The following is a 26,678-nucleotide window of genomic DNA, read 5'->3' as shown; positions in this document are numbered from 1 at the left end:
TACAGGATAAGAACATGGCAAACAATTCTTTCGGTGAATCCTCTTGTACCGCTGCGGCCAGCGGCCTCGTGCAGGTGCGTGGCGCGCGCGAGAACAACCTCAAGGAGGTGGACGTCTCCATCCCGCGCAATGCGCTGGTGGTGTTCTCCGGCGTCTCCGGCTCCGGGAAGTCCTCGCTGGCCTTCGGCACCATCTATGCCGAGGCCCAGCGGCGCTACTTCGAGTCGGTGGCCCCCTATGCGCGGCGACTGATCGACCAGGCCGGCGTGCCGGACGTCGATGCGATCGACGGCCTGCCGCCGGCGGTGGCGCTGCAACAGCAGCGGGGCTCCAGCAACGCGCGTTCCTCTGTGGGCAGTGTGACCACCTTGTCCAGCCTGGTGCGGATGATGTATTCGCGCGCCGGCGCCTACCCAGCCAACCAGCCCATGCTGTACGCCGAGGATTTTTCGCCCAACACGCCGCAGGGAGCGTGCCCGACCTGCCACGGCCTGGGCCATGTGTACGAGGTGACTGAGGCCATCATGGTGCCCAATCCCTCCCTGAGCATCCGCGAGCGGGCGATCGCCTCCTGGCCCCCCGCCTGGCAAGGCCAGAACCTGCGCGACATCCTGGTCAGCATGGGCTACGACGTTGACCGACCGTGGAAGGACCTGCCGAAGAAGGATCGCGACTGGATTCTGTTCACCGAGGAAACACCGACGGTGCCGGTGTACGCCGGCTTCACGCCCGCCGAAACCCGCGCCGCGCTCAAGCGCAAGATGGAGCCGAGCTACATGGGCACCTTCACCGGCGCCAGGCGCTACGTGCTGCACACCTTTGCCAACACCCAGAGCGCGTTGATGAGAAAGCGCGTCGTATAGGAAGTTCAACCGCCCTTTTTGGCGAGTCTGGCGGGTAGGAAGCGGCCACGCAAGCGCCGCTTTGGGCACAGATCGGGCACAGATCGGGGGTTCATGCGTGGGTTTTCGACATCGCGGGGCCACGCAGCGGCTCAGTGCGTAGCCATTTCTCACCGAATCCCGGCACAGGGCCGAGCGCAGCCCTGCGGGGTCGTGGCCGCATCGGATCGGACTCTGGCTTGGCTGCCGGCTGTGTGGCCGGCACCTCGTCACGCGGCCGGCGGCGGCGCGCGCGCTGCGGGCCGGTAGTGCGCTTGCTCCAGCGCGCCGTGCTTCTCGAAGTGGGCGAGGATGGCGCGGATGGCGGTGGGTTCCTCGATGCTGGCGACGATCCGTACCGCGCCGCCGCAGTGGGCGCAGGTGGTGACGTCGATGGAAAAGACCCGCTTGAGCCGTTGCGCCCAGCTCATCGCACGGCGCTTCTGCTCGGGGCTGCGCGGCTCGTCGTGGGCGCTTGCGTCAACCGGCGCCGCATCGCCCGCAGGCCGCCTGCCGCGCCCCGAGGGCGTCAGCTGCGCACGCAGGTTTGCATTCGGGGCGAATACGCCGTGGAAGCGGGTGAGATGCGCGCGAGGTGGCGGGACCAGTGCCGCCAGCTTGGCGATAAAGTCCACCGCATCCCATTCGACATGCGTGGTCCCATTTCGCCACGGCGTCTTGAGCTGATACCGCACCCTGCCCTGCGGTGAGATCGACAGCCGCTGCTCGCTGATCGCCGGGCGCGTGATGTAGCGGCACAGCTTTTCGAGCTTGTGGCTTTCGTGTGCTTCGGCCGCCACGCCGGCATGCAGTGAGAAGCCGCCGACCTTGCCGGCTTCGCCCTCCAGCGAACCGGCACCGGGCAGCGTTTGCAGCGTGACGACCTTGCGGCCAGCGTCGCGGCCGGTGGCGATGCGGTAGGTCATCGAACTCATCCGCAGCCCATCCATGCCGTCGTCGCTACCCGCGCTGTCGGACAGGAACACGGATTCGTCTTCGCCTTCGAGCCAGCCGCGGCGCGACAGGTGCCGGCACACGCGATGCGCGATGGTGTTGGCGAGCTGCGTCAGTTGCGCAGAGGTGGGGGCATGGGCGCGGCGCAGGCGCGGCTTGCGCCGCGGGGGCTCGACGTTCGCGTCGTACACGCCGTCGAGCCACAGCATGTGGAAGTGAACATTCAGGTTCAGCGCGCTGCCGAAGCGCTGGATCAGCGTCACCGCGCCGCATTGCGCGCTGGCGCGGTCGACGCCAGCTTGATCGGCTAACCAGCTGGCGATCACACGATGCACGATACCCAGCACCGGCCCGATGGCATCCGGTTTGCCGGCGAACAGGAAGCGCAACGGGTAGGGGAAACTCAGCACCCATTGCCGCACCGGCCGCGGGCCGAACACCTCGTCCACCAGATGCCGCGCCGACTCGGCCATGCGCCGCGCGCCGCAGCTCGGGCACAGCCCGCGCTTCTTGCAGGAATACGCCAGCCTCTCGGCACGACAGTGCTCGCAGACCACGCGCAGGAAGCCGTGCTCGAGCACGCCGCAGCGCAGGTAGGTCTCGAACTCCTCGCGCACATACTCGGGCAGCGGGCGGTCTTCTACCTCACGGCGCGCGAGAAAGTCCGGCCAATGCGCCTGCACCAGCGAATACAGCAGCGTGCGCTCGGGACGGTGAGGCGCATAGCGAGCCGTGGGCAGATGCGCTGCCGGCGACGTTGCGTGCGCCACGGCATCCTGCAGCTGCGACACGGTCGCGGCGAAGCGCGGCACGAAACACTCCGGTGCAGGGAATGGCTGCTCAGGCTTGCGCCCGCCCCGAACCATGGTCGCGTTGAGCGGCAACCCACAGGTGCGCGAGGTGGCCGATGACGCCGCGGCGCGGCTGGCTCGCGTGCGCGAACGCCTGGCGGCGGGATGAGGAACGCGGACCGGCGTCAGCGGCTCAGCACCCACTTCGCCAGCGTATCCAGCTCGGCCGGCGTCAGTCCCGGGTACGGCGGCATCGGCACCGTGCCCCACTTGCCGGCGCCGCCCGCGCGGATGTTGGCGGCCACCTGCTGCAGCGCATCGGCCTTGCCGGCGTATTTCGCCGCGACCTCCTTGAACGCAGGGCCCACGACCTTCTGCTCGACGGCGTGACAAGCGGTGCAATTGTTGGCCTTCAGCAGCGCTTCGGGCTGCAGCGACGCAGCGGTAGTGGGGGTTGCCGGTGCAGCGGTCTTCGGGGGCGGCGCGGCGGCCACCATGGCGGGTGCCGGTGTGGCAGCGGTGGTCTGCTCGGCGCCGTAGGTCTTGACGAGGTAGTCGACCATTGCCGGAATGTCCTCGTCGGAGAAGGGCGCACCGAACGGGTGTTTCATCTTCTTCACCGTGGCTTCCCAGTAGCTGCGCGGGGAGGTGGACGGCTGGTACTGCACATATTGCGCCGAATGACAGGTCATGCAGTTCTGCTGCACCAGCCGGTAGCCCGGCAGCTCGCTGGGCTTGTATGCGGCCGTCTCAGCGGGCAGCGTGATGTCCAGCGCGAAAGCGGCAGGCAGCGCGGCCGTCGCCGATATGATCCCCACGAGAACGCGCAGGCAGTAACGTTGTTTTGTGCTCATGCCTGTTCTCCTCATGCCGCGACGACGCGCGTGGTCTCGACGACGTTGCGCATGTAGCCGGCCGGGTTCCACAACGCGGACAGCGGCTGGCTTTGACCGATGCGGTTGACCGCGCGCACCTTCAGTTCATGAGCGCCTCGCTTGCTCGGCTTGAAGGCCACACTCCACTCGCGGAAGGAATACTTGCCCAAATCCTTGCCGAGCCGGGCTTCCGTCCAGGTGTGTCCACCATCGGCGGAGAAGGCGACTTCGGTGATGCCGAAGCCGCCGTCGAAGGCAATGCCGCGCACCACCGTCTCGCGCCCAACGCGCACCTTGTCGCCGTCGCGCAGGCTGGTGATGAACGAGCGCACGTTGAACCGGTTGATAGGCACGGTCTTGGCTGGCGCCTTGCCCGGCTCCACGCAGGCGCAGGCGTTGTCGGGAATGCGGTAGGCCGTACTCATCCAGAACCCGTCGAACGCCTTGTCCAGCACTTGAATGTCGGACAGGTGCTTGACCCAGTAGGTGCCGTAATGGCCGGGAACGATCAGCCGGACCGGATAGCCGTTGAGCATCGGCAGGTCCTCGCCATTCATCGCCCAGGCCAGCATCACCTCGCCGTCGAGCGCGTGGTCGACCGCGAGCGCCTTGACGAAGTCCGGGCTCTCGCCTTGCAGCGGCGGATGGTCCAGGCCATTGAAGCTCACCTGCACGGCACCGGCCTGCACGCCGGCCTTCTCCAACACTTTCTTCAGCGGCACCCCTGTCCAGCGTGCGTTGCCCATCGCGCCATTGGACAGCTGGCCGCCGTTGGCGCGCGGCGTGAAATGCCCGCGGCTGTTGCCGGAGCACTGGTTGACCGCCACCAGCTCCACCGGGTCGGCCAGACGCTTCAGGTCGTCCAGCGACAGCTCCAGCGGCGTGTTGACCTTGCCGCCCACGCGCAGCCGATAGCTTTGCGGATCGATCGAGGTGGGAATGCCGCTCCAGTGGTAGCGCACGAAGAACGCGTCGTTGGGCGTGATGACGCCTTCGTTGAAGACCGAAAACGGCGTCTCCAGCTGCGGCGGCCGGCTGGTCAGCAGGATCAGCGGGCGCTTCTGCGGAAAGGCCACCAACTCGCGCTCGCCATTGTCGAACGGCAACACGACGCGACCCGCAGTCGCCGCAAGCGCCTCGGCGGTCGGACCCATCAGGCCGGCACCGGCGCCGATGGCGCCCAAGGTCTTCAGCACACGGCGGCGCGCAGGCCAGGGGGGGGTGTCGTCACGCTCCATGTTTGTCTCCTTCTTCGAGTAGATGGGAAACCGCGCCCTATCGGGCGCTCACCAGAACTGCATTCGACGCCTGCGCCGCCGCATCACCTTCGACCACGAGAATCTGCGCGACGGAAGGCGTTTTCGACGACATGGTGGTCACCGCGTCTCGCAGCGGGCCGATCACCGTGCCGTTGGCCGCCCCGGCGGGGTTGGTCTTGAAACTCGCGATCGGCGAACGCTGGCTGCTCACATACACGTTGTACACCGTTTGCGGCTTGAGCTTGAAGAGGAAGACTTCCAGAGCGTCCACCAGCCCCAGGTTGCGCGCCACGACGAAGCCGCGGGCCTCTCCCTGCGTGGCTTTGAGCGTAATGTTGACTGGCTCGTCGTTGACGCGGGGCACGAGGTGGGCTGTGCCCGTGCCGCTGGGCACGGCGTTCGACACATAGACCAGCGCCTGCGGGGCCTGCCCCACGGGTGCGCGAGCGATCACCCGGTCGGTGGCGGTGTCGATCACGTCCACCGCGTCACCGTTTTCCAGCCCCACGTACATGCGCGTGCCATCGTCGGATGGCCAGATGCCGTGCGGTAGCGCGCCCACCGGGATGGTGGCCAGCAGCTTGGGCGTGGCGTCGGTGGTGTAGACCTTCACCACGTTCTCGCCGCCGATGGTCACGTAGGCCAGCGTGCCGCGTGCGGTCTTGGCGAACCCGAGGTGGTTGGTGATGAATCCGGTCTCGATCACGCCCTTGACCTGAAGCGTATCGGTGTCGATGCGGGTCACCTTGCCCACGTCCTTGTGCGTCATCCACACTTCCTTGAAGTCCGGGGTTAACTGCAGGAAGGGCGAGAACGGGCTGACCACCGGGATGCGCTTGATCACCTTGCGCGTGGGCACGTCGATCACGTCCACCTCCGGCGTGAAGCTGTGCACCACGAAGGCGATGTTCTTCTGCGGATGGAACAGCACCATGCCCGGCCCGGGCGCGGTTTCGATGCGGCCGACTTCCTTGAAGGTCGCGGCATCGATCACGGACACGTAGTTCTCGCCGCGCACGACCGCCCACACTTGCTTGCCGTCCGGCGTGAAGAAGGCTTCGTGCGGCGAGCGGCCGATGTAGGCGATGCCTTTGACCTGGTTGGTGGCGGTGTCGATGAAGGCGACCGAATTGGAGCCGTTGGAAATCGCGACCAGGGTCTTGTGGTCAGGCGAGAAGCCCAGGCCGTGCACGTTGAGCTCACCCTTGTACAACGGCGACAGCACCTCCGGCCGCACGTTGCCCAGCCGGATCTGGCCCAGCAGCGTGTTGGACGAAGGATCGATCACCGACACCGTGTTGGTGTTCTGGTCGGCGGTGTAGACGCGATCGGCGGGGGCCGGCGCGGCCAGCACGATGCTGCTGAACAATGCCAGCGGCAGAGTGAGGGAGAGTCGTTTCATCACCGGGTTCCTTGTGTTGTGCTGGTGGAGTGGGATGGGTTGCCCGCTGCGTCCTGGGTGGCGGCACCGTCGGCATGTCGTGCGAGCCAGGCCTGCATCAGCCGGATTTCGTTGTGTTGCTCGGTGATGATCGACAGCGCCAGGTTGCGCAGCTCGGGGTCCTGGGTATGCAGGAGGACGGCCTTGGCCATGTCGATGGCGCCTTGATGGTGCGGAATCATCATCGTGACGAAGTCGTGGTCGGGGTTGCCGTTCATCGGGGCGGTACGCATGCCGTGGTCCATGACCGCCATCGCGTCGTCCATCAACTGGGCGAAGGACTTGGCGGTGCTGGCCACGAAGCTCGGCGGGGGCGGTGTCTGCGCTTCGGCCGCTGGGGAATGAGCATGCTGCGCCAGGGCCGGCAGGCTCGCCAGCATGGCCAGCGCCGCCATCGCCCACTGGCGGGCGGGTCTCGGTGATGTCATCTTGAAAGCGAGAGGCTGCATGGATCAGCTCGGTTGAAGTTGGGCGTAGACGGCCGTGGCGATGCGCGCCAGCTCGCCTTTGTCGATGCCGGCCGATAAGGCGTAACCGAACTTGCCGTCGATCCAATAGAACACATTGACCGGCCCCTCCTGCGCGAAGCGGAAGCCGGTATCCTGATTGGATGCTTGCTCGTTCGTGACGTACAGCGTCAGGCGCTGCCCCGTGGTGTCGTGGTACATGAACTGCGCCACCGGGCCGCTCGATCCGGGCAACAGGCGCCCGCCGATCAGTTCGTAGCCCAGTGCACCCAGCTTCGGGGGGCGGATCTTCGCGCCCAAGCGCTTGGACAGCCAGGCGACCAACTGGTCTTCCTGGTCGGCGCCGATCTCCACCGGTCGCCGCACGTCGGGGCTGTAGACCACGTGCGCGATGGCCGCTTGCCGCGGCAGGCTGCCGGCCGCCGCGTTGACGATGACCGCCGGCCCACGGGACGACTGCGCGAGCATCTCCGCGGTTTGCCATGCGCCGCGCCCCACCCAGCCGGCGCCTGCGCCGAAGAACACCAACGCAAAGCCTGCCGCCACGCGTTCGAGCGACCAGCGCGGCAGGCGTGCACCCGCGTGGCGTGCAGCGGCGCGCGTACGCGGCGCCCGGGCCGCGTGCAGCAAGGTGTCGGGGACGGCTTCGTCCAGCACCGCGCCGTACAGCGCCTTGATCGCCTGTTTGTCTTGCCGGTAGGCCTGCAAGCGCTGCGCCTCCTGCGGGCGCTCGGCCAGGTAGGTTTCGATCTCGGCGCGCCGGGATTCGGGCAACAGGCCGTCGACAAAGGCATGCAGATCCGCTTCAGTGATGGGCAACGGGTTCATTTCACCACCTTCAATGCCGTGGGTTGGATGCGTCCCTCCATCACGCCGCGCAGGCGCGCGCGGCCACGCGACAGCCGCGACATCACGGTGCCCAGCGGCACACCGAGCGTGCGCGCGATCTCGTCGTAGCTCATGTCCTCCAGCGCCACCAGCAGCAGCACCTCGCGCTGCTCGGGCGGGAGCTGCCGCAGTGCAATTTCGAGATCTCTCATTTCGAGGCCGTCGGTCTGTGAAGCCCTGACCGGCGACGCCAGCGCTTCTTCGTCCAGCGGCACGGCTACCACGGCGGGCCGGCGGCGCTGGTCCACATGCAGGTTGTGCAGAATGCTGAACAGCCAAGCGCGCATGTCGCCGTCCGGCCGCCAACTGTCGATGCGCGCCCAGGCCCGCTCCAGAGCGTCCTGCACCAGATCGTCGGCAGCGGCGTGGTCGCCGACCAGCGCGCGAGCGTAGCGCCGCAGGCGCGGCAGGGCCGCCACCATCAGCGCGCCCGCCTCGGTCAACGCCACGTCCTGGGCCTTCATCGCGCACCGACGCCGTTCGCTGCCGTCGCCCGTGGCTGCTCAGTAACTGGCCACTGACAGTTTCGGATCGATCTGCCAGGTTTCGTTGACGATCTTGGCGTCGCGATAGGTCAGAACGTAGCGCACCTTGATCGGCTGCTTGCCCTCGAACTGCACGTTGGCCGTCACGGTGGCGCCCTTGGGGTTGGCCGATTCCTCCACCTTGTCGATCGACACCTTCAGAGTCCCTTGCGACTTGGTGAACTTCTCCCAGACCCCGCGGATCGCGTCAGCGCCCGCGTAGCTGCCATCCAGCGGACCACCGACCCAGGTGAGTTGGGCGTTGTCGGCGTAGCCCCGCATCAGCACGGCGAGGTCGCCCGAGCCGATGGCCTGAAAGTGCGTCCTGGCATCGTCGGCGGGCGCGGCGAACGCCGTGCTGCTGAACAGGGTCGCGAGAGCGAAAGCGGTGGCGGTGGCGGTGGCGGTGAGTCGTTTCATGATCGGTAGTCCTTAGTACGTGGGTGGAAGAAATGAGGTTGACATTGAGGTATACGGGAGCGTCGGCCGGTTTATTCCCGCCTGGGCGCAAAACTCATCGCCTCATCGCGGCATGCTTCACCCCAGCCAGTGGCTGACGGCCCGGTTCACACCATAGCCGCCGACCATCAGAAAACCGAACAGCGTGGCCGCCAGCAGCAAGGGCTTAAGGCCCGCTTGGCGGATGGCTCCCACGTGGGTACGCAGCCCGAGCGCGGCCATCGCCATGGCCAGCAGCACGGTGTCGAGCTGCACCAGGGCCGCGACCCATTGCGGCGGCAGCCACCCCAGCGAATTCACGCCGGCGGCGGCGATGAACACCAGCGCGAACCAGGGAATGGTGATGCGGGCCGCGCCACCCTGTCCGTCGGCCCGGACGGCCCTTGACAGCGCCAGCAGGAACGGCGCAAGCATCATCACGCGCAGCATCTTGACGATGACGGCCGTGGCGGCGGCCGGCTCGCTGACGCTGCGCCCGGCGGCCACCACCTGCGCCACCTCGTGGATCGTCGAGCCCGCGTACACGCCATAGGCCTGCTCGGACAGGTGCAGGTACGGGTACAGCAGCGGGTAGGCGAACATCGCCAGCGTGCCGAACACGACCACCGTGGCCACGGCCACCGACACCTTGTGCGCCTGCGCGCGCACCACCGGCTCGGCGGCCATCACGGCGGCGGCGCCGCAGATCGCGCTGCCCGCGCCGATCAGCATCGAGGTCTGCCGGTCCAGCTTGAACACGCGCGTGCCCAGCTGCAGCGCGAGAACAAAGGTCAGCGCCACCATCAGCGCATCGATCACCACGCCGGCCCAGCCGATGGCGCCGATCTGCTGGAAGGTGATGCGAAAACCGTACAGCACGATGCCCGCGCGCAGCAGCCGGTTCTTGGAGAAATCGACCCCGGCAGCCGTGTGCGCGGCGATGGCCGGAAAGAACGTGTTGCCGGCCACGATGCCCAGCACGATGGCCAGCGTCAGCGCCGACAGGCCCCAGCGCCCCGCCCAAGGCGTCTGCGCCGCCACCATGGCGGCGGCGGCAAGTAGCCCCGCCAGCGCCAGGCCTTGCCACCAGGCACGCGTCCTCCAGGTCGGAGGCGCAGAGGTCGTGGCGGACAACGAGGTGGACATGGTCGGACTCCTTCACGGAAAACGTTGGCTGGCGCTTAGAGACCGCTATGAGCGCCGCGATGCACGTCAGCTTCCTGCATCTGGTACCATGAGTCCAATACATTCTTTTCAAGAAAACGTAACTTTAAGTTATGCGACTGAATCTTCACCTGCTGCGCGTGTTCTTCACTGTGGCTGAGCTGCGAAGCTTCTCGCGCGCGGCCGAGGCCCTGTTCATCAGCCAGCCCGCTGTCTCCAAAGCCGTGCGCGAGCTGGAATGCCAGATCGGCCTACCCTTGCTCGAACGTGGCGCGGGCGGCCCCAAGAGCGCCCGGGGCGTGCAACTGACGCCGGACGGTGCGGCGGTGTTCGAGCATGCACGGGGCATCTTTGCGCTGGAGCGGGCCGCGATCGAAGACGTGCAGGCGCGCGTGGGGCTGCAGCGCGGTCGCCTGCGGGTGGGGGCCAGCACCACCGTGGGTGCCTACTGGCTGCCCCAACTGCTGGCGGACTTTGTGCATCGCCATCCAGCCGTCGATGTGCAAGTGGTTCAGGGCAACACGCAGATGGTCTGCGAGGCCCTGCTCGACTGCCGCATCGACATCGGTCTGGTCGAGGGCGATGTGCACGACCCGCGTCTTGCAGCGCACACGTGGCGCGAGGAGCCGCTGTGCGTCGTCGCTGGCGTGCACTCGCCGCTGGCGCGCAGCCGACGCCTCACCGCCGCCACACTGAGCAGCGAGATCTGGCTGCTGCGCGAGCCGGGCTCCGGCACCCGCGACGTGGCCGACCGGCTGCTGCACGAACTCGCGATCCGGCCACAGCGATGCATAGAGATCGGCAGCAACGAAGGCATCGCCCGCGCCGTCGCGGCCGGCCTGGGGGTGGCACTGCTGCCGATGCGCGTGGTGCGCGAGCTGCTGGCGCTGCGTGAAGTGGCTGCCCTCAAGCTATCAGGCGCACCCAAGCTGGTCCGGCTCCTGTGGCGCGTGGAACTGAAGGGCCGTCCGCCGTCGCCGCTGGTGCTGGCCTGGCGTGAGGCGCTGGCGCGCCCGCTCGCGCACTGACCGGGCGCGAGCGGGCCGCTCTGCTGTCGTTGCCTTCAGGAGTAGTCGTCTGAGCTGCGCGAGTTACTGGCACCAGATCGCATTCACAAGCTGACCGAGCAGGAGTTCGTAGATGCCGTTTCCCGGGTGCACGCGATCCGAGACCAGGCCGTCAGGCAGGGATACGAGCACTTGGTCTTGCCTGACCGACCGCAGGCCGGCGACGACAAGGTGGAAAAGTTCGGCGAGTGGCTCTGACGGCAGCGATTCGCGGAACGCGATCCGCAGCGACGACTGCCGAAGTGGCTTATTGCTTCAATCGCCGATTCGATCTTAAAACCACCCTCCCGCGCCTGATCATCGCAGCGGCGCGTACGTGCGCTTGCCCGTTGCAGATGATCAGGTGGGCTGAGGGACATTGCTAATCAAGAGTACTTGTGGCGTCCCCTTGAAATCTACACACCAGGGCACCACATCGCAATTGTTTCCAAGCACCTGCAACGATTGAGCAGCGAACTAACGGTAGTGTGCGGTGGGCTGTGAAAACCGCCCAGCGAGACGTCTTCGCGCTCGACGAGTTGGCGGCCTATTTAAAGGTCGGCAAGCGGACGCTCTATCGCCTCGCCGCGCAGGGGGAGATTCCGGCTTTCAAGGTGGGCGGGACATGGCGGTTTCGTCAAAGCGAAATCGATCGGTGGATCAACACTTAATCGCAGCCTGGGGCCAAGAAGGAGGTGGTGCGCAAACGTGGATAGCAAATTCGCCGAGCATGCCGTGCCGCCTGTGCGCAATGTCCGTCGCAGCAGGCAGCCGGATTGAATGATTCTTCAATTTTTCTGGAGGTGTGACATGGATTTCGATCTCAAGAAGTGGGCTCCCTGGAATTGGTTCAAGAAAGAGCAGGAAGAGCAGCAGAGCGCCGCGTCACTGCCCGTACAGCGCAGTGGCCTGCCGGTGGCCGGCAGCGCGGCCAGTCCGATCATGCAGTTGCATCGCGAGATCGACCGCCTGTTCGATGACGCCTTTCGAGGCTTCGGTTTTCCGACGCTGGCCATGCCGCGCTGGCCGTCTGAGTTGCCCGGGATGCTGAAGCCGGCTTTGGATATCCAGGAAACCGACAAGCAGTACACGATTGCTTTGGAAGTTCCAGGCGTCGAGGAAAAGGACATCCAGATCACGCTCGACAACGACGTGCTGGTGGTGCGCGGCGAGAAGCGCCAGGAGCAGGAAAAGAAGGAGGGTGGCTTCCATCGGATTGAACGCGCCTACGGCAGCTTTCAGCGCGTCCTGAACCTTCCCGGTGATGCCAATCAGGACTCGATCAAGGCCGCTTTCAAGAATGGCGTGCTCACGATCACGATCGACAAACGCGAAGCCAGTGCGCCGAAGCAGGGGCGGTCGATCCCGATCAACGGTTGAGGCCGACCGACCGGCAAGCAAGAGACGGGGGGCCGTGACACGCGGCGCTTCATACCCCCGTTTTCTGCCGGAACCCGCCGTATCGCCACGTCCACCGCGCTGGTGTCCCGGCGGCCTCTGGCGTTGCATTCAAATAGGAGTGAATCGCCCCGGGTTCTCTAGACATCTCCAAGCCGTACATTACGGCAATCAAGGAGGTGGGCATGAGCAGCAAGCGATACACGGAAGAGTTCAAGACCGAGGCAGTCCGACAGGTGCTGGAGCATGGCCGGACAGTGCGCGACGTGTCGGCCCGGCTTGGAGTCAGCATCGACTCGATGTACGCCTGGGTGCGTGAGCATCGCAAGGTGCCGGTGGTTCGGCAGGGCGATGCGTCCCTGGCGGCGGAGAATAGGCGCCTGCAAGCCGAGGTGAAGCGCCTGACCGAGGAGCGCGACATCCTAAAAAAGGCCGCGGCGTACTTTGCCAAGGCCCCCCGCGTCAGAATAGTTGTCGCCCCGATAGATTCTTGAGTCTCTGACTTCAAGACTCTTACCTTGGTGGTAGGTGGCTGTGGAGCTTGTGGGCGAAGGCCTGCGCGGTGGGCAACGCACCAGCGTTGTCCACGGCAAGCTGGCCGGTGCGCGAAGCGCATCGTCCACAAATCCACAGCCTCGCCTTCCCACCGATTTTTGAAGCACGGGGGCGTTGAAGAGGACGAATTGGCTCGATACGGACAAGCATTCAAGGATCGCGCGGTGGCCAGGCTGCTGCCGCCCGAAAGCGCCGCGGTGGAAGCCGTGGCAGGGGAGATCGGCGTGAACGCCGACACGCTGGAGCGCTGGCGCTCCGAGGCATTGGCCAAGCCGGCGCGCGAGCGCATCTGGACGGCTGCGGCCCGGCTGGAGGCGGTCATCACGACGGCAGCCATGGACGAGACGGCGCGCAGCGCCTGGTGCCGCAAGAACGGGGTGTACGCGCAGCAGCTTGCGCAGTGGCGAGGCAGCGCCACCCAGGCCCTGGCGCAGCCGCACGAGCAGCCCGCCAGTGCGCAGCAGACCAAGCAGGACCGCCGCCGCATCAAGGAGCTCGAGCGCGAGCTGCAGCGCAAGGAAAAGGCCTTGGCCGAGGCGGCCGCCTTGCTGGTGCTGTCAAAAAAACTCGAGGCGATCTTCCCCAGGGAAAAGGGCGAGGCCGAATGATCGGCCTGGAAGATCGCCGCAACATGGCCCAACACATCGAGCAGGCGCACCACGAGGGCGCCCGGCTCGCCGCAGCCTGCGAGTTCGCCGGCATCAGCGTGCGGACGCTTCAGCGCTGGAAGGCCCAGGATGGGCTGCAAACCGGCGACGGCAGGCCTACGGCCCTGCGTGGGACCCCAGGCCATGCCCTGACGCCCGAGGAGCGCCAGCGGCTGCTGGAGGTGGCCAACGAACCGAGGTTTGCCGACATGCCGCCGGCGCGCATCGTGCCTGCCCTGGCCGATGAGGGCGTGTACCTGGCCAGCGAATCGAGTTTCAGCCGCGTGCTGCGCGAGGCCGGCCAAAACCGGCACCGCAGCCGCGCCAAGGCGCCGCGCAAGGTCCGGCCACCCACCACCCACGTGGCCACCGCCCCGGCGCAGCTGTGGTGCTGGGACCTGACCTACCTGCCCGCGCAGGTGCTGGGACGCTGGTTCTACCTGTACCTGATCCTGGACGTGTTCAGCCGCAAGATCGTCGGCTTCGAGGTGCATGCGACGGATCACGCCGACCATGCGGCCCATCTGGTCAAGCGCACCGCGCTGGCCGAGGGCATCCACGCGATGGCGGCCAAGCCGGTGCTGCACGGCGACAACGGCTCGACCTTCAAGGCAACCACCGTGCTGGCGATGCTGCACTGGCTGGGGATCGACCCGTCGTATTCGCGCCCTCGCGTGAGCAATGACAACCCGTATGTGGAGAGCCTGTTTCGCACCGCCAAGTACCGGCCCGAGTTCCCTGCCGGCGGCTTCGTCGACCTGGACCATGCTCGCGGCTGGGCGGCCGAGTTCGTGCGTTGGTACAACCACGCGCACCGCCACAGCGGCATCGGCTACGTGACGCCGGCGCAGCGCCACGCCGGCACTGACCGCCACATCCTGCAGGCTCGGCATGAGCTGTACCTTCGGGCGCGGCAAAGCAATCCGGGCCGCTGGTCTGGAGAAACCCGCAACTGGCGTCGCATCGACGTGGTGGCCCTCAACCCCGAGCGCGAAGCGACCGTTTGCGCCGGCGAACTTCCAGGAGGCAACAAAGAACGACTGGCTGCGTGATTCAGGCGACAACTACCTTGACACGCACCGCCACCAACACACCCTTGTACTTTTCACGCGCTACGGGCATGACATCGGCCTTCTGCACGCCGAAGAAATCGGCGCGCATCACGTGCAGGTAGGCCAGCTTGAAGGCATTGAGCCTATCGGCCAGGAAGCCGATGAGGGCCAGCGGGTCGCTGTCTTTCATGCTGTTGAAGCTGTTGAGGGGCGACAGGCGCAGGCCCACACGTTCGGAACCGATCGCCTGGGTCACGGCAGTGAGTACCTCGAACAGCAAACGTGCACGGTTTTCCAGCGATCCGCCGTAGGCATCGGTGCGCTGGTTGGGCGTGTCGCGCAGAAACTGGTCAATCAGGTAGCCGTTGGCGCCGTGTACTTCCACACCATCAAAGCCGGCGGCAATGGCGTTGCGTGCGCCTTGAGCAAACGCAGCCACGATGCCGGGAATCTCTTCGATGGTCAGGGCGCGGGGCACCGCGTGCGGCACCTTGCCTTGGGGCGTGTGGATCTCACCCTCAATGGCGGTGGCGCTGCTGGAGACAATGGGGGCGCCATCGGCAGCGCCAGGGTAGGCTGCGCGGCCAGCGTGCCAGATCTGCATGAAGATGCGTCCGCCCTTGGCGTGCACCGCGTCGGTCACCTGCCTCCAGGCTGCAATCTGCGCGTCGTTGTAGATGCCAGGCTCATTGACGAAGGCCGATGTACCGGGCGCCACCATGGTGCATTCGGAAATCAGCAGGCCGCCGGTGGCACGCTGGCTGTAGTACTCGGCCATCAGCGCGTTGGGCATGTGGCCAGCGTCGGCACGGGCGCGTGTCAGTGGTGCCAGAAGGATGCGGTTGGGCAGGGTGAGAGAACCTACTTGAAGTGGATTGAATAGCATGTGGGTGAAAACCCAGATTAGTGAACAGAAAACAGTGGTAAAGCTAACAGTATTCCCAATACTCTGACCTTTGAAAGGTCACTGAAGACCATTTTGGCAAGGCTGGTGCTTTTGCACCCAACGCACGATGTGGTATACGCAAGTGGGTAAGCCTTTGCTTCCGTCAGTTTCGCGGCGGTCTCCAGCCGTACATGCACCAAACGCCTTTGGTCATCCACCGCGTCGCAACTCCCTGACACCCCGGCCCAGCTTGCGGCGCAACAGGGCCCGCAGGGTCACCCCATCCGAGTACCCGACCTGTGCGGCGACCTGGTCGACGCTGGCGTTCCCGGTGCGCAAGAGATGGACGGCATGCTCCACGCGCAGATCCTGGAAATACGACAGCGGTGTCTTGCCCAAAACGCTTTGCAGCCGCCGCGCCAAGGTGCGCTCGCTTGTGCCCGCGGCGCTGGCCGCCTCGGCCAGCGAGAACCCCTGCGCGAGCCGACGTCTGGCCCAGCACTCGAAGCGCTCCACCATCGGGTCGGCATGCGCAAGGTGGTCGGGAATCACGAACTCGGCTTGCGAACTGCGTGTCTCGACCAGCAGATAGCGTGCCACCACCTTCGCCAAGGACTGCTGCGACCGGGAGATCCTGGCGTGGCGAGCCTGGGAGGGCAAGGGGCTGCCGGGCGAGCCGGTGCGTGACATGCTGGTGGAGGCCGTGGAGCGGCGCTTCGGCTCGGTCGAGGCCATGCCCCAGGAGTGCGAACTGGAGTTCCTGACCGACAACGGCAGCGCCTACATCGCGCACGAGACGCGCGGCGTTGCCAAGTCGCTGGGGCTCAAGCCGATCAACACACCGGTGTGCAGTCCGCAGAGCAACGGCATGGCAGAGAGCTTCGTCAACACCTTCAAGCGCGACTACATGAGCCGCATGGACCTGCGCGACGCGCCGACCGTGCTGGCGCAATTGCCTGGGGCGTTCGAGCACTTCAACGAGATCCATCCCCATTCGGGTTTGAAGATGATGTCGCCGAGGGAGTTTCGACGACGGCAGAATCACCCCGCCCACCAGGGCTAACTTAGCGACTGGACAGTGTCCGGAACTACGGGGGCAAGATCAGTGTCCTCGTCGTTGACCCACGCGAACACGATCACCTTGCTCGGCGCGTGGTAGCGGAAGAACAGCCGGTACTGCTGAAAGAATTTCGCCCGGAACCAGTGCTTGTGCTCGTCGCCGAGGGTGCCGCCCTGGCGGTACTCCGGCCGTGTCGGATCTTGCGGAATAACGTCGAACGCCAGCTTCGTGATGGCCGCCAGTCGGTTGCTGGCGTTCTTCTTCACGTACCCGACCGGGTCCTTCTGCTTGGAGGCCTCGACCTGCTGCGCCAGCGCTTCAATCTGCGCTAGGACCGATGGCGCCCAACACTTCGTCGCTAGCCCCAAACACGCCCTCGAAGAGCTGGAACTTCTGCGACAGCAGCTCATACACCCGTGCATCGGCCTCATTGCTGCGGTCGACGAAGTTGACCACCACCACGTCGTGCTTCTGACCGTAGCGGTGGCAGCGCCCGATGCGCTGCTCGATGCGCTGCGGGTTCCACGGCAGGTCGTAGTTGATGACGAGCGAGCAGAACTGGAGGTTGATGCCTTCGGCTCCAGCCTCGGTGGCAATCATGACCTTGCCACGCTCCTTGAAGTGCTCGACCAGTGCCGCACGGGTGTCGGCGGTCTTGGAGCCGGTGATGCGGTCGGTGCCTTCGTGGCGCTTCAGCCAGTCCCTGTAGATCGCCTGCGCACGCTGGTCGCTATTGGTGCCGTTGAAGAGCACGATGCCGTCGCCGTATGGCGTGTCGGCCAGCAAGTTGAGGAGGTATTCCTGCGTGCGCTTGGACTCGGTGAAGATGATGGCCTTCCGGGCCGCGCCCAACCGATCCAGTTCGGCGAAGGCGCGATCCAGCGCGGTGAGCAGCGCCTTGCCCTTGGCGTTGTCGCGGATGTTGGTTGCCAGCGTTCTGAAGTGGCGCAGCTCCTCGATCTCCTGCGCGATGGCATCACGCTCGGCGCGGCTCGCTGCCTTTGTTCCCTGCTCCTGGTCTTCCCATTCTTCGGCGGTCTCGTCGAGCGACTCGTAGTCCTCGTCCAGTTCTTCGGCGAGATCGGCAACCACGGGAGTTTCATTCAGCACACCCTGGAGACGCTTGGCCATCGTCTCCAACGCACCCGCAATCGCGTGCGTGCTGGAGGCGAGCAGCTTCCACAGCACGAGCGAAATCAGTTGTCGCTGCCCCTCGGGCAGGGCCTTGAGGTTGGGGCGGCGCAGGTAATCGGCGACGAGCCTGGAAAGTTCCTGCTCTTCGCTCGACGGCGTGAACTCCTCGACGATGGCCTTGCGCGCTGTGTACGACACGTAGGGCTGAACCTGTTTGCGCAGGGTGCGCTTGCAGATGGGGGCCAGCCGGTCACGCAGGCTGCTGAAGGATTGCTCTCTGCCAGTGAATTGCGAGCGGAAGCTATCAAGGTCTCCGAACACCCGGTCATCGATGAAGCTGACCAGCCCATAGAGTTCGAGCAGCGAGTTCTGCAACGGCGTCGCGGTCAGGAGCGCCTTGGAGTGAACGCGCGACAGCGCCTCCTTGAGGGTCTTGGCGATGACGTTGCTGGTTTTGTAGACGTTGCGCAGGCGATGCGCTTCGTCGAGGACGACCAAGTCCCAGTCGATGCCCTTGACATCGTCAGCCTTGGCCTTCGCGAACTGGTAGGAACAGATGATCGGACCGGAGGCGAACAGGAACGGGTTCCGCTGCTCCTGCTTGCGGATCGCGTTGTAGCTTTTGGCTTCGAGGATCAGCCCTTGCAGGCCGAACTTGTCCTGCAGCTCCTGATGCCATTGCTTGCGCAGGTTCGCCGGAACGATGATGAGCACCTTCCGCCGCCGTTCCGCCCAGCGTTGGGAGATGACCAAGCCGGCTTCGATGGTCTTGCCCAGACCAACCTCGTCGGCGAGGATCACGCCGCGTGAGAGGGGGTTGCGGCAAGCGAAGAGCGCGGCCTCGACCTGATGGGGATTCAGATCGACCTGCGAATCGACCAAGGTCGAAGCCAGCGACTCCACCGAGTCGCCTGCTGCACGCCTGGTCAGCAGCCAAGCAAAGTACTGGCTCTGGTGCGGCGTCAGAAGCTGCTGTGTCGTCAACGGCGATCCTCCCCTTGTTCTTCCCCAAGCGTGATTCGGCGGCTGGCATGGTCCGCGCTCACTCGGCCTCCGGCTTCTTCTTGTTGATGCTTTCGGCGATCCACCGATCCAGCTCCGAGCGGCGAAAGCGCCAGGTTCCCCCAAGCTTGAACGCCGGAATCTCTCCTTTCTGGGCAAGGCGATAGACCGTCCGTTTGCCGGCTTTGAGGTAGGCCGCAACTTCCTCCAGCGTGAGGATCTCGCTCTCGACTTCACTCATCTGAAAACCATATGGTTTGGTCTTTCGTGACTTTGGATTGCCAAGTTTGCTCAATTCTACCAAAGGGTGGTAGGCGCTAGCCAACAAGAAATCCACCAGGCATTGCGCGAATGTCGGCCAACGCGACCAACAAATCCGGTCATGCCGTAGTTCCCATTCCCTGCGGCGCAAAGCGAGAGCGCGCCACAGCATCTGGCCATCCGCTTCAACGGGGAATGGCACGATGGGACAGACCAACCGCCGCACATCCGCATGGCCTGCGCTGGCCGTGGTGTTGGCTGTGTCGTTCTCGGCGCTGCCGCCTGCCGCCGCTGCCGACAGCCTCGCCTCGGAGCGTGAGCAGCTCGCCGCGCTCGCCCGCCAGCTCGACCTGATCGACCGCCTCGCCGAGCACGCTGCCCATACCGCTCCGCAGGAACGCGCCCGCTACCACTTCGACTACGCCCGACTGCGTGCCGACCTGAAGCGCGTTCGCGCCGGCCTGCAGGACTACCTCGTGCCCCAGCGCGCCCAGCCGCGCGATCCCGTCCCGCTGGCCGGCGATTACGTCCGCCGTGACCGCGCCGCCGACGACGACGAGGAGCCATCGCCATGACGCCCTCTGCCGATCAGGTCGCCGCCTTCCAGGCCAACGGCGGCTTCGCGCCTTCGGCCGTCTCTGCCGTGGTGCTCGCTTTCGTGTTCGCCGTGTTGCTGCTGTGGGGCGTGTGGGCCATGCGCACCGCCTACGTCGGCTGGGCCGAGCACCGCATCACCGAGCGTCAGTTTCTCGCCGTCGTCGTGCGCTTCGTGGCGATTTACCTGGTACTGACCTTCTTCCTCCTCTCCTGACCGTCACGAAAGGCCAAACGCCATGAACACGTCATCGACATCCCATCGCATTCCGTCCCGCATCGCCGCACCGCTGCTGCCGCTGGCGCTCGCGGGCCTGCCGCTGTCGGCCTTCGCGCAGGGCCTGCCGACCATGGAGGACCCTTCGCGCGGCCAGGGCAGCGGCATCCTGCAGACCTTGCAGAACTACGGCTACGACATCGTGCTGCTGATCGCGCTGCTGGTGGTCGCCTCGATGTTCGTCGGTGTCTGCTATCACGCCTACACGCGCTACTCGGAGATCCACACCGGCCGCGCCACCTGGGGCCAGTTCGGCCTGACGGTCGCCGTGGGCGCGATCCTGCTGGTGGTCGGCATCTGGCTGCTCACCAAGGCCACCGGCGTGCTGTGAGGGCGGCAAGCGATGGCCGTCCCCTCGGAGACCCCGCAAGACACGCTGGTGAGCTTCCTGCCGCACCGGCTGAATCGCCAGCCGGTGGTCGTGCGCGGGCTGACCGCCGACGAGTTGTGGATCTGCGCCGGCCTGTCGGCCGCAGCCGGATTCGCACTCGGCCTGCCGCTGGCCTGGCTCACGCACAGCATCGCCATGGTGCCGACGCTGATCGTCGCCGGCATCGCGCTGGGCGTCTTCGTCGGCGGTGGTTTTCTGCGCGCACAGAAGCGCGGCCGGCCCGACACCTGGCTCTACCGACAGCTCCAGTGGCGGCTGGCCCTGCGGCACCCGGCGCTGGCAGCGCTCCTGGGCGGGCAGCGCCTCATCACCCGCTCGGGCTACTGGACGACCCGGCGCAACGCCAATCGAGGTGCGCCATGAGCCGTTTCAGGAACGAGGTTGCGCACCTGCAGGCGCACGTGAAGACGCTGCGTCTGGGGGCCGGCGCGTTGTTCGCGGTGGCGCTGCTGCTCGGCTTCGGCTGGTGGAGTGCGCCGAAGAGTCTGACCATCCATGTGCCGCCGGACTTGCGCTCGGGCAGCACGCGCAAGTGGTGGGACGTGCCGCCCGAGAGCGTGTATGCCTTCTCGTTCTATATCTGGCAGCAGGTACAGCGCTGGCCCACGAACGGCGAAGAAGACTATCCGCGCAACCTGCGCGCGCTGTCGGCCTACCTCACGCCGAGCTGCCGGGCCTTCCTGCAACAGGACTACGAGTACCGGCGCGCCAGTGGCGAGCTGCGTCAGCGCGTGCGCGGCATCTACGAGATTCCCGGTCGCGGCTACGGCGATGATCCGGCCACGCGCGTCAAGGTGCTCTCCGACCGCGATTGGATCGTCACGCTCGACGTGAGCGCGGACGAATACTACGGCTCCGAGCAGGTCAAGCGCGCCCTGGTGCGCTACCCCATCAAGGTCGTCCGGCTGGACATCGACCCCGAGCACAACCCCTTCGGCCTGGCGCTGGACTGCTACGCCAGCGCACCCCAGCGCATCGAAACGCCGCCGACGCCGACCCAGGCCGGCGCGCCCGCCAACACCTCCGGCCATCTGCAGGGAGACTCCCCATGAAGTCCGTTGCCTTGTCGGCCCTGGCCGGCGTCCTGCTGACCCTCGGTTTCGTGCCGGCCAGCCAGGCCGTGGAAATCCTGCGTTGGGAGCGCCTGCCCCTGCCGGTGCCGCTGGTGGTCGGCCAGGAGCGCGTGGTCTTCATCGACCGCAATGTGCGCGTCGGCGTGCCGGCCAGCGTCGGCGACCACCTGCGCGTGCAGAGTGCGGGCGGCGCGATCTACCTGCGGGCGAGCGAGCCGATTCCGCCCACGCGGCTGCAACTGCAGGACGTGGAATCCGGCGCGCTGATCCTGCTCGACATCGCCGCCGAGCCGGCGAAGGACGGCCAGGCGCCGCTGGAGCCGGTGCGCATCGTGGAAGCGGAAGCCCCCGCGAAGCGCTACGGCGGCGGTGCAGCAAGCGGCGCGGACGAGCAGGCCGATGCGCCCGCGGACAAACCCCTTCCCCGGCGCGAAACGCCGGTACCGGTCGTGCTGACGCGCCATGCCGCACAGAACCTGTACGCGCCACTGCGCACCGTCGAGCCGGTCGCCGGCATCGGGCGCGTGAACCTGCGCCGCGGCCTTGCGCTGGACACCTTGCTGCCGACGTTGCCGGTGCACGCGCGGGCACTGGCCGCGTGGCGCCTGGAAGACCAGTGGGTGACGGCCGTGCGACTCACCAACACCGCCGCGCGCTGGCTCGACCTCGACCCGCGCGCTTTGCAGGGGAACTTCGTGGCGGCGACCTTCCAGCATCCGAACCTGGGGCCGGCCGGCACCCCGTCCGACACCACGGTGCTCTACCTGGTCACGCGCGGCCACGGTCTGGCCGAGTCGCTGCTGCCGGCGCTGAGCCCGATCGACGCCACCGTGAACCTGCCGCCGGCAGCCGCGGCCGGCTCGACCGAAGGAGCGCGCGATGAAAAGTAATCCGCTGCTCAAGTGGCTGCTGATCCCGATGGCGCTGCTGCTGGTGTTCGTCGGCATCAAGCTGTTCTCCGGCTCCCCCGGCGGCCAGCCCGCTCCCAAGGGCGCGGCCAGTACGCTCACGCCCGAGGAGATGAAAGCCCTGGGCATCGCTGGCGACACGCCGCGCGATACCGTCGCCACGCTGGTGGCCCAGGTGAAGCAGTTGCGCACCGAGCTGCAGAGCGCGCTCGGCGACAACAAGCAACACAAGGCCGAGACCGAGCGCCTGCGTGCGCGGGAAAGCGCGATCGACCAGCGCATTCAGAGCGCGCTGGAAGGCGAACGCAACCGCCTGGAGCAGGAGCGCAATCAGGTGGCCAGCGACAGGCAGCAGACCCAGGGGCTGCTGCAGGATCTGCAGCGGCAACTGGACGGCCTTTCCGGCAAGGGTGGCCCGTCCGATCTGCCCGTCGGGCTGGGGCTCGAAGAGGGTGACGGCCAGCGCTTCAACCGCGGCGTCGCTAGCACGCAGTGGGTCGAGCCCGACGATGCCAAGGTCGACGCCAAGAACAGCAGCAAGGAGCCGAGCTTTCCCCTGAGCTTCGGGCCGGCCCAGAAAAGCCTGTCGGCCGCAGCGGAATCCGTCGCCGACGTCGGCAGCCGCGCGGTGGGCGCATCCACGAAGGCTGTCTACACCGTGCCGTCGAACTCGACGCTCATGGGGTCGATTGCCATGACGGCGCTGATCGGGCGCGTGCCGATCGATGGAACCGTCAACGATCCCTATCCATTCAAGGTGCTGATCGGCCCGGACAACCTCACGGCCAACGGCATCGACATCCCCGACGTGGCCGGCGCCGTGGTCAGCGGCACGGCCTCGGGCGACTGGACGCTCTCGTGCGTGCGCGGGCAAATCCGCTCGGTCACGTTCGTGTTCCAGGACGGCACCATCCGCACGGTGCCGGAGGACAGCAGCAAGGGCGGCAGCAGCGGCGGCAACTCCGGTCACAACGGCGCCAGCATCCAGGGCGGTCTGGGCTGGATCAGCGACCCCTACGGCATTCCCTGCGTCAGCGGCGAGCGGCGCAGCAACGCCCAGCAGTACCTGGGCAGCCAGGCGCTCATCACCGCGGCCGGCGCGGGCGCCGCTTCGCTCATCAAGTCCGACAACGGCAGCGTGGCCGTGGTCGCCAACAGCAACGGCTCGCTGGGCACCGTCGGCATCAGCGGCAACGAAGCGATGGGCCGCATCCTCGCGGGCGGCGTGCGCGACATGGCCGATTGGGTCAACAAGCTCTACGGCCAGGCCTTCGCGGCGGTCTACGTGCAGCCGGGCGCCAGGGTGGCCGTGCATCTGGAGCAGCCGCTCGACATCGACTACGACGCCAAGGGGCGTCGGGTCCACCACCGCACCGGAGAAGCCCATGCCTCGGATCTGGATTGACGCGGCCGCCGTGCTGCTGGCGGCCACTCTGCTCGGCGGCTGCGCCACCAGCAAGGAGAAGCTGCTGCCGCACGGCGACAGCACCATGCTCGACATCTGGCATCAGGAGACCGGCGGCGGCGCGGGCAGCGGCCAGGCCGCGCGGCAACTGCTCGATGCGCGCCAGGGCCTGCGCCGGCCGCTGGCCGATGCCGATGTGCAGGCGGCGCCCGGCGTGCAGGCGCGCTACACCCGTACCGCGCAGAACGAGATTCACCGCCAGTTCCACCGCCTGCCGAACCCCGACCTGGTGATGTACGTATTCCCGCACCTGGCGGGCACCGACCCGGTGCCGGTGCCCGGCTACAGCACGGTGTTCCCGCTCTACCAGCGCGTGCAGTACGCGATGCCGGGCGAGCGCGTGGAGGACTACTGATGGCCTGGTCGCTGCCGTGGTCACGCAAGTCCGACGCATCGCCTGTTGACGCCGCGGATGCGACCGATGATGCCTGGGCGCGGCACGTGACGGCGCTGGCGGCACAGGGTGTCGCCGAGCCGGGCAGCGCGCTCGTCCGGGGCCGGCGCAGGCCGGCCACCCAGGACGACCACGATGCGCTCTATGGCGTCGCGCCGTCGTTCGCGGACTTGCTGCCCTGGGTTGAGTACCTGCCCGGCAGCAAGTGCATGTTGCTGGAAGACGGCCAGTCGGTGGCGGCCTTCTTCGAACTGGCGCCGGTCGGCACCGAGGGCCGCGAGATGGCCTGGCTGTGGCAGGCGCGCGATGCGCTGGAGAACGCCCTGCAGGACTCCTTTGACGAGTTGGACGACAACCCCTGGGTGGTGCAGCTCTACGCCCAGGACGAGGCCGACTGGGACAACTATCTGCGCTCCCTGGCGAACTATCTGCAGCCGCGTGCGCAGGGCAGCGCGTTCAGCGACTTCTACCTGCGCTTCTTCGCCCATCACCTGCGGGCCATCGCCAAGCCGGGCGGCCTGTTCGAGGACACCACGGTGACGCGCCTGCCGTGGCGCGGCCAGGTGCGGCGCGTGCGCATGGTGGTCTACCGGCGCACGTCTGCGGCCCCGGCCCCGCGGCGCGGCCAGTCGCCCGAGCAGGCGCTGACCACGATCTGCGACCGCCTCGCCGGCGGGCTGGCGAATGCCGGCGTGAAGGCTCGGCGTCTCGGCGCGGCGGACATCCACGCCTGGCTGCTGCGCTGGTTCAACCCGAATCCGACCCTGCTCGGCGCCACTGCCGAAGACCGGGAACGCTTCTACGCGCTGACCCGCTACCCGGAAGAGCGGGAGGAGGGTGAGATCGAACTCGCCAGCGGCACCGACTTCGCGCAGCGCCTGTTCTTCGGCGAGCCCCGTTCGGACGTGCCCAACGGCCTGTGGTTCTTCGACGGCATGCCGCATCGGGTGATCGTGATGGATCGCCTGCGCACGCCACCCGTGACGGGCCATCTGACGGGCGAGACGCGCAAAGGCGGCGATGCCATGAACGCGCTGTTCGACCAGATGCCCGAGGACACGGTGATGTGCCTGACGCTGGTCGCCACGCCCCAGGACGTGCTGGAGGCGCACCTCAACCACCTCGCCAGGAAGGCCGTCGGCGAGACCCTGGCCTCGGAGCAGGCCCGCCAGGACGTGCAGCAGGCGCGCGGCCTGATCGGCAGCGCGCACAAGCTCTACCGCGGCGCGCTGGCGTTCTACCTGCGCGGCCGCGACTTGGCCCAGCTCGATGCGCGCGCCCTGCAGCTCGTCAACGTGATGCTCAACGCCGGCCTGCAACCGGTACGCGAAGAGGACGAGGTGGCGCCGCTGAACAGCTATCTGCGCTGGCTGCCGTGCGTGTTCGATCCGGCTGCCGACAAGCGCCAGTGGTACACCCAGCTCATGTTCGCGCAACATGCGGCGAACCTGGCGCCGGTCTGGGGCCGCAGCCAGGGAACGGGGCATCCGGGCATCACGTTCTTCAACCGCGGCGGCGGCCCGATCACCTTCGATCCGTTGAACCGCCTCGACCGGCAGATGAACGCGCACCTGTTCCTGTTCGGCCCCACGGGTTCGGGCAAGAGCGCGACACTCAACAACATCCTGAACCAAGTCACGGCGATCTATCGGCCGCGCCTGTTCATCGTCGAGGCGGGCAACAGCTTCGGCCTGTTCGGCGACTTCGCGGCACGCTTGGGCCTCACCGTGCATCGGGTGAAGCTCGCGCCGGGCGCGGGCGTCAGTCTGGCGCCGTTCGCCGACGCCTGGCGCCTAGTCGATACGCCGAGCCAGGTACAGACGCTGGACGCCGATGCGCTCGACGAAGAGCAGACCGATGCCGGCATGGCGGTGGAAGGCGACGAGCAGCGCGACGTGCTCGGCGAGCTGGAGATCACTGCACGGCTGATGATTACCGGCGGCGAGGACAAGGAGGAGGCGCGCATGACGCGCGCCGACCGCAGCCTGATCCGTCAGTGCATTCTCGATGCGGCCCAGCATTGCGTGGCGGACAAGCGCACGGTGCTCACGCGCGATGTGCGCGACGCGCTGCGCGAGCGCGCCCGCGACGCCACGCTGCCGGAGATGCGGCGCGCACGGCTGCTGGAGATGGCCGACGCCATGGATATGTTCTGCCAGGGCGTGGACGGCGAGATGTTCGACCGGTCCGGCACGCCGTGGCCCGAGGCGGACATCACCATCGTGGACCTCGCCACCTTCGCGCGCGAGGGCTACAACGCCCAACTCTCGATTGCCTACATCTCGCTCATCAACACCGTCAACAACATCGCCGAGCGCGACCAGTTCCTGGGTCGCCCGATCATCAACGTGACGGACGAAGGCCACATCATCACGAAGAACCCACTACTCGCGCCTTACGTGGTCAAGATCACCAAGATGTGGCGCAAGCTCGGCGCCTGGTTCTGGCTCGCTACGCAGAACCTGGACGACCTGCCAAAAGCGGCCGAGCCCATGCTCAACATGATCGAGTGGTGGATCTGCCTGTCGATGCCGCCCGATGAAGTCGAGAAGATCGCGCGCTTCCGCGAACTCAACGCTTCGCAGAAGGCGCTGATGCTCTCGGCCCGCAAGGAGGCCGGCAAGTTCAGCGAGGGCGTCATTCTGTCCAAGTCGATGGAAGTGCTGTTCCGCGCCGTGCCGCCCAGCCTCTACCTGGCGATGGCGATGACCGAGCCCGAGGAGAAGGCCGAACGCTTCCAGTTGATGCAGCAGCACGGCATCAGCGAGCTGGATGCCGCCTTCCGCGTGGCCGAGAAGATCGACCGTGCGAGGGGCATCGAACCCCTGGCGCTGGACACGCTGGCCTGACGGG

Annotated in this window: 25 protein-coding genes and 5 pseudogenes; 16 read left to right on the top strand and 14 right to left on the bottom strand. The window is 66.6% G+C overall.

Going from position 1 to position 26,678, the window contains the following annotated elements; genetic code table 11:
* Window positions 1–14 precede the first annotated feature (14 nt).
* Window positions 15–857: pseudogene (locus tag HNR28_RS02775) on the top strand (excinuclease ABC subunit A); the annotation flags it as partial.
* 254 nt (window positions 858–1,111) lie between these two features.
* Here the strand turns inward: HNR28_RS02775 and HNR28_RS02770 are convergent.
* From HNR28_RS02770 to HNR28_RS02730, 9 genes are all read right to left on the bottom strand, one after another.
* Entirely contained in the window at window positions 1,112–2,647 is a 1,536-nt protein-coding gene (locus HNR28_RS02770) for an ISCR element clade Ia family transposase (RefSeq protein WP_409360323.1), read from the bottom strand.
* A gap of 164 nt (window positions 2,648–2,811) precedes the next feature.
* On the bottom strand, window positions 2,812–3,480 hold the full coding sequence (gene sorB / locus HNR28_RS02765) for a SorB family sulfite dehydrogenase c-type cytochrome subunit (RefSeq protein WP_221892517.1): 669 nt from the start codon (window positions 3,478–3,480) through the stop codon (window positions 2,812–2,814).
* Between the two features lie 11 nt (window positions 3,481–3,491).
* Complete coding sequence (gene sorA, locus HNR28_RS02760) at window positions 3,492–4,739, bottom strand: SorA family sulfite dehydrogenase catalytic subunit (protein WP_045785196.1); 1,248 nt, start codon at window positions 4,737–4,739, stop codon at window positions 3,492–3,494.
* Between the two features lie 37 nt (window positions 4,740–4,776).
* Window positions 4,777–6,162 (bottom strand): beta-propeller fold lactonase family protein, encoded by a 1,386-nt coding sequence (locus HNR28_RS02755; RefSeq protein WP_151023713.1) that lies wholly within the window; start codon window positions 6,160–6,162, stop codon window positions 4,777–4,779.
* The gene (locus HNR28_RS02750) at window positions 6,162–6,650 is read right to left on the bottom strand and encodes a DUF305 domain-containing protein (RefSeq protein WP_151023714.1); all 489 of its coding nucleotides are present in this window, start codon (window positions 6,648–6,650) and stop codon (window positions 6,162–6,164) included. Before HNR28_RS02750 ends, HNR28_RS02755 begins: the two co-directional genes overlap by 1 nt.
* Before the next feature lie 3 nt (window positions 6,651–6,653).
* Window positions 6,654–7,496, bottom strand: coding sequence for an anti-sigma factor family protein (locus tag HNR28_RS02745; RefSeq protein WP_066708469.1), 843 nt, complete (start codon window positions 7,494–7,496; stop codon window positions 6,654–6,656).
* Window positions 7,493–8,020, bottom strand: a complete 528-nt coding sequence (locus HNR28_RS02740; protein ID WP_173807652.1) for an RNA polymerase sigma factor — start codon at window positions 8,018–8,020, stop codon at window positions 7,493–7,495. The genes HNR28_RS02745 and HNR28_RS02740 overlap by 4 nt, the downstream gene beginning before the upstream one ends.
* Before the next feature lie 39 nt (window positions 8,021–8,059).
* Window positions 8,060–8,500 (bottom strand): nuclear transport factor 2 family protein, encoded by a 441-nt coding sequence (locus tag HNR28_RS02735; protein ID WP_151023715.1) that lies wholly within the window; start codon window positions 8,498–8,500, stop codon window positions 8,060–8,062.
* A gap of 117 nt (window positions 8,501–8,617) precedes the next feature.
* Window positions 8,618–9,664 (bottom strand): YeiH family protein, encoded by a 1,047-nt coding sequence (locus HNR28_RS02730; RefSeq protein WP_044305149.1) that lies wholly within the window; start codon window positions 9,662–9,664, stop codon window positions 8,618–8,620.
* 131 nt (window positions 9,665–9,795) lie between these two features.
* Between HNR28_RS02730 and HNR28_RS02725 the strand changes: the two genes are divergently transcribed.
* From HNR28_RS02725 to HNR28_RS02705, 5 genes and pseudogenes are all read left to right on the top strand, one after another.
* Window positions 9,796–10,710, top strand: a complete 915-nt coding sequence (locus HNR28_RS02725; RefSeq protein ID WP_200899120.1) for a LysR substrate-binding domain-containing protein — start codon at window positions 9,796–9,798, stop codon at window positions 10,708–10,710.
* Window positions 10,711–11,228: 518 nt separating this feature from the next.
* Window positions 11,229–11,399: a helix-turn-helix domain-containing protein gene (locus tag HNR28_RS02720; RefSeq protein ID WP_099047672.1), complete on the top strand. Its 171-nt coding sequence runs from the start codon at window positions 11,229–11,231 to the stop codon at window positions 11,397–11,399.
* Between the two features lie 139 nt (window positions 11,400–11,538).
* On the top strand, window positions 11,539–12,108 hold the full coding sequence (locus HNR28_RS02715) for an Hsp20/alpha crystallin family protein (RefSeq protein ID WP_061960171.1): 570 nt from the start codon (window positions 11,539–11,541) through the stop codon (window positions 12,106–12,108).
* A gap of 203 nt (window positions 12,109–12,311) precedes the next feature.
* A pseudogene (locus tag HNR28_RS02710) lies at window positions 12,312–12,580 on the top strand (transposase); the annotation flags it as partial.
* Window positions 12,581–12,809: 229 nt separating this feature from the next.
* A protein-coding gene (locus tag HNR28_RS02705; RefSeq protein ID WP_099047680.1) for an IS3 family transposase occupies window positions 12,810–14,380 on the top strand; the annotation gives its coding sequence in 2 pieces (ribosomal slippage) (window positions 12,810–13,248 and window positions 13,248–14,380; 1,572 coding nt in all).
* Between the two features lies 1 nt (window position 14,381).
* Here the strand turns inward: HNR28_RS02705 and HNR28_RS02700 are convergent.
* Window positions 14,382–15,266 carry an alkene reductase gene (locus tag HNR28_RS02700; RefSeq protein ID WP_244978166.1) on the bottom strand — a complete coding sequence of 295 codons (885 nt, stop codon included), beginning with the start codon at window positions 15,264–15,266 and terminating at the stop codon, window positions 14,382–14,384.
* Window positions 15,267–15,476: 210 nt separating this feature from the next.
* Complete coding sequence (locus tag HNR28_RS02695; RefSeq protein WP_202935623.1) at window positions 15,477–15,785, bottom strand: helix-turn-helix domain-containing protein; 309 nt, start codon at window positions 15,783–15,785, stop codon at window positions 15,477–15,479.
* Between the two features lie 82 nt (window positions 15,786–15,867).
* On the opposite strand from HNR28_RS02695, the pseudogene HNR28_RS02690 reads away from it, so the two are divergent.
* Window positions 15,868–16,329 (top strand): annotated as a pseudogene (locus tag HNR28_RS02690) (integrase core domain-containing protein); the annotation flags it as partial.
* Between the two features lie 32 nt (window positions 16,330–16,361).
* Here HNR28_RS02690 and HNR28_RS02685 read toward each other — a convergent pair.
* From HNR28_RS02685 to mads1, 3 genes and pseudogenes are all read right to left on the bottom strand, one after another.
* Window positions 16,362–16,694 (bottom strand): annotated as a pseudogene (locus HNR28_RS02685) (type II toxin-antitoxin system YhaV family toxin); the annotation flags it as partial.
* A pseudogene (locus tag HNR28_RS02680) lies at window positions 16,648–18,426 on the bottom strand (SNF2-related protein); the annotation flags it as partial. The pseudogenes HNR28_RS02685 and HNR28_RS02680, both read right to left, overlap by 47 nt.
* A gap of 76 nt (window positions 18,427–18,502) precedes the next feature.
* The gene (mads1, locus tag HNR28_RS02675; RefSeq protein WP_003141001.1) at window positions 18,503–18,703 is read right to left on the bottom strand and encodes a methylation-associated defense system helix-turn-helix domain-containing protein MAD1; all 201 of its coding nucleotides are present in this window, start codon (window positions 18,701–18,703) and stop codon (window positions 18,503–18,505) included.
* Window positions 18,704–18,926: 223 nt separating this feature from the next.
* Here mads1 and HNR28_RS02670 point away from each other — a divergent pair, with 223 nt between their 5' ends.
* From HNR28_RS02670 to HNR28_RS02630, 9 genes are read left to right on the top strand one after another with little or no spacing between them, the layout of a single operon-like run.
* Entirely contained in the window at window positions 18,927–19,298 is a 372-nt protein-coding gene (locus tag HNR28_RS02670; protein WP_151023717.1) for an integrative conjugative element protein, RAQPRD family, read from the top strand.
* Entirely contained in the window at window positions 19,295–19,534 is a 240-nt protein-coding gene (locus HNR28_RS02665) for a TIGR03758 family integrating conjugative element protein (RefSeq protein WP_023443886.1), read from the top strand. Before HNR28_RS02670 ends, HNR28_RS02665 begins: the two co-directional genes overlap by 4 nt.
* Window positions 19,535–19,556: 22 nt before the next feature.
* A complete protein-coding gene (locus HNR28_RS02660) occupies window positions 19,557–19,925 on the top strand; it encodes a TIGR03745 family integrating conjugative element membrane protein (protein ID WP_003140995.1) in 369 nt (122 codons plus the stop codon).
* A gap of 12 nt (window positions 19,926–19,937) precedes the next feature.
* The gene (locus HNR28_RS02655; RefSeq protein WP_003140993.1) at window positions 19,938–20,348 is read left to right on the top strand and encodes a TIGR03750 family conjugal transfer protein; all 411 of its coding nucleotides are present in this window, start codon (window positions 19,938–19,940) and stop codon (window positions 20,346–20,348) included.
* On the top strand, window positions 20,345–21,037 hold the full coding sequence (locus tag HNR28_RS02650) for a PFL_4703 family integrating conjugative element protein (protein WP_023434560.1): 693 nt from the start codon (window positions 20,345–20,347) through the stop codon (window positions 21,035–21,037). The genes HNR28_RS02655 and HNR28_RS02650 overlap by 4 nt, the downstream gene beginning before the upstream one ends.
* Entirely contained in the window at window positions 21,034–21,948 is a 915-nt protein-coding gene (locus tag HNR28_RS02645; RefSeq protein WP_011829980.1) for a TIGR03749 family integrating conjugative element protein, read from the top strand. Before HNR28_RS02650 ends, HNR28_RS02645 begins: the two co-directional genes overlap by 4 nt.
* Entirely contained in the window at window positions 21,938–23,371 is a 1,434-nt protein-coding gene (locus HNR28_RS02640) for a TIGR03752 family integrating conjugative element protein (RefSeq protein WP_151023718.1), read from the top strand. Before HNR28_RS02645 ends, HNR28_RS02640 begins: the two co-directional genes overlap by 11 nt.
* Window positions 23,352–23,786, top strand: a complete 435-nt coding sequence (locus HNR28_RS02635; RefSeq protein WP_033990425.1) for a TIGR03751 family conjugal transfer lipoprotein — start codon at window positions 23,352–23,354, stop codon at window positions 23,784–23,786. Before HNR28_RS02640 ends, HNR28_RS02635 begins: the two co-directional genes overlap by 20 nt.
* Window positions 23,786–26,674: a conjugative transfer ATPase gene (locus HNR28_RS02630; RefSeq protein ID WP_061959004.1), complete on the top strand. Its 2,889-nt coding sequence runs from the start codon at window positions 23,786–23,788 to the stop codon at window positions 26,672–26,674. The genes HNR28_RS02635 and HNR28_RS02630 overlap by 1 nt, the downstream gene beginning before the upstream one ends.
* The last annotated feature ends 4 nt before the right edge of the window (window positions 26,675–26,678 follow it).

The organism is Castellaniella defragrans (assembly GCF_014203015.1).
Classification (GTDB): domain Bacteria; phylum Pseudomonadota; class Gammaproteobacteria; order Burkholderiales; family Burkholderiaceae_B; genus Castellaniella; species Castellaniella defragrans.
This window is presented reverse-complemented; position numbering and strand designations above follow the sequence as displayed.

Bases quoted from the DNA above. Each gene is read 5' to 3' on its own strand.
- sorB (WP_221892517.1), bottom strand. From the start codon at position 3,480: ATGAGCACAAAACAACGTTACTGCCTGCGCGTTCTCGTGGGGATCATA.
- sorA (WP_045785196.1), bottom strand. From the start codon at position 4,739: ATGGAGCGTGACGACACCCCCCCCTGGCCTGCGCGCCGCCGTGTGCTG.
- HNR28_RS02755 (WP_151023713.1), bottom strand. From the start codon at position 6,162: ATGAAACGACTCTCCCTCACTCTGCCGCTGGCATTGTTCAGCAGCATC.
- HNR28_RS02750 (WP_151023714.1), bottom strand. From the start codon at position 6,650: ATGCAGCCTCTCGCTTTCAAGATGACATCACCGAGACCCGCCCGCCAG.
- HNR28_RS02745 (WP_066708469.1), bottom strand. From the start codon at position 7,496: ATGAACCCGTTGCCCATCACTGAAGCGGATCTGCATGCCTTTGTCGAC.
- HNR28_RS02740 (WP_173807652.1), bottom strand. From the start codon at position 8,020: ATGAAGGCCCAGGACGTGGCGTTGACCGAGGCGGGCGCGCTGATGGTG.
- HNR28_RS02735 (WP_151023715.1), bottom strand. From the start codon at position 8,500: ATGAAACGACTCACCGCCACCGCCACCGCCACCGCTTTCGCTCTCGCG.
- HNR28_RS02730 (WP_044305149.1), bottom strand. From the start codon at position 9,664: ATGTCCACCTCGTTGTCCGCCACGACCTCTGCGCCTCCGACCTGGAGG.
- HNR28_RS02725 (WP_200899120.1), top strand. From the start codon at position 9,796: ATGCGACTGAATCTTCACCTGCTGCGCGTGTTCTTCACTGTGGCTGAG.
- HNR28_RS02715 (WP_061960171.1), top strand. From the start codon at position 11,539: ATGGATTTCGATCTCAAGAAGTGGGCTCCCTGGAATTGGTTCAAGAAA.
- HNR28_RS02700 (WP_244978166.1), bottom strand. From the start codon at position 15,266: ATGCTATTCAATCCACTTCAAGTAGGTTCTCTCACCCTGCCCAACCGC.
- HNR28_RS02695 (WP_202935623.1), bottom strand. From the start codon at position 15,785: ATGGTGGAGCGCTTCGAGTGCTGGGCCAGACGTCGGCTCGCGCAGGGG.
- mads1 (WP_003141001.1), bottom strand. From the start codon at position 18,703: ATGAGTGAAGTCGAGAGCGAGATCCTCACGCTGGAGGAAGTTGCGGCC.
- HNR28_RS02670 (WP_151023717.1), top strand. From the start codon at position 18,927: ATGGGACAGACCAACCGCCGCACATCCGCATGGCCTGCGCTGGCCGTG.
- HNR28_RS02665 (WP_023443886.1), top strand. From the start codon at position 19,295: ATGACGCCCTCTGCCGATCAGGTCGCCGCCTTCCAGGCCAACGGCGGC.
- HNR28_RS02660 (WP_003140995.1), top strand. From the start codon at position 19,557: ATGAACACGTCATCGACATCCCATCGCATTCCGTCCCGCATCGCCGCA.
- HNR28_RS02655 (WP_003140993.1), top strand. From the start codon at position 19,938: ATGGCCGTCCCCTCGGAGACCCCGCAAGACACGCTGGTGAGCTTCCTG.
- HNR28_RS02650 (WP_023434560.1), top strand. From the start codon at position 20,345: ATGAGCCGTTTCAGGAACGAGGTTGCGCACCTGCAGGCGCACGTGAAG.
- HNR28_RS02645 (WP_011829980.1), top strand. From the start codon at position 21,034: ATGAAGTCCGTTGCCTTGTCGGCCCTGGCCGGCGTCCTGCTGACCCTC.
- HNR28_RS02640 (WP_151023718.1), top strand. From the start codon at position 21,938: ATGAAAAGTAATCCGCTGCTCAAGTGGCTGCTGATCCCGATGGCGCTG.
- HNR28_RS02635 (WP_033990425.1), top strand. From the start codon at position 23,352: ATGCCTCGGATCTGGATTGACGCGGCCGCCGTGCTGCTGGCGGCCACT.
- HNR28_RS02630 (WP_061959004.1), top strand. From the start codon at position 23,786: ATGGCCTGGTCGCTGCCGTGGTCACGCAAGTCCGACGCATCGCCTGTT.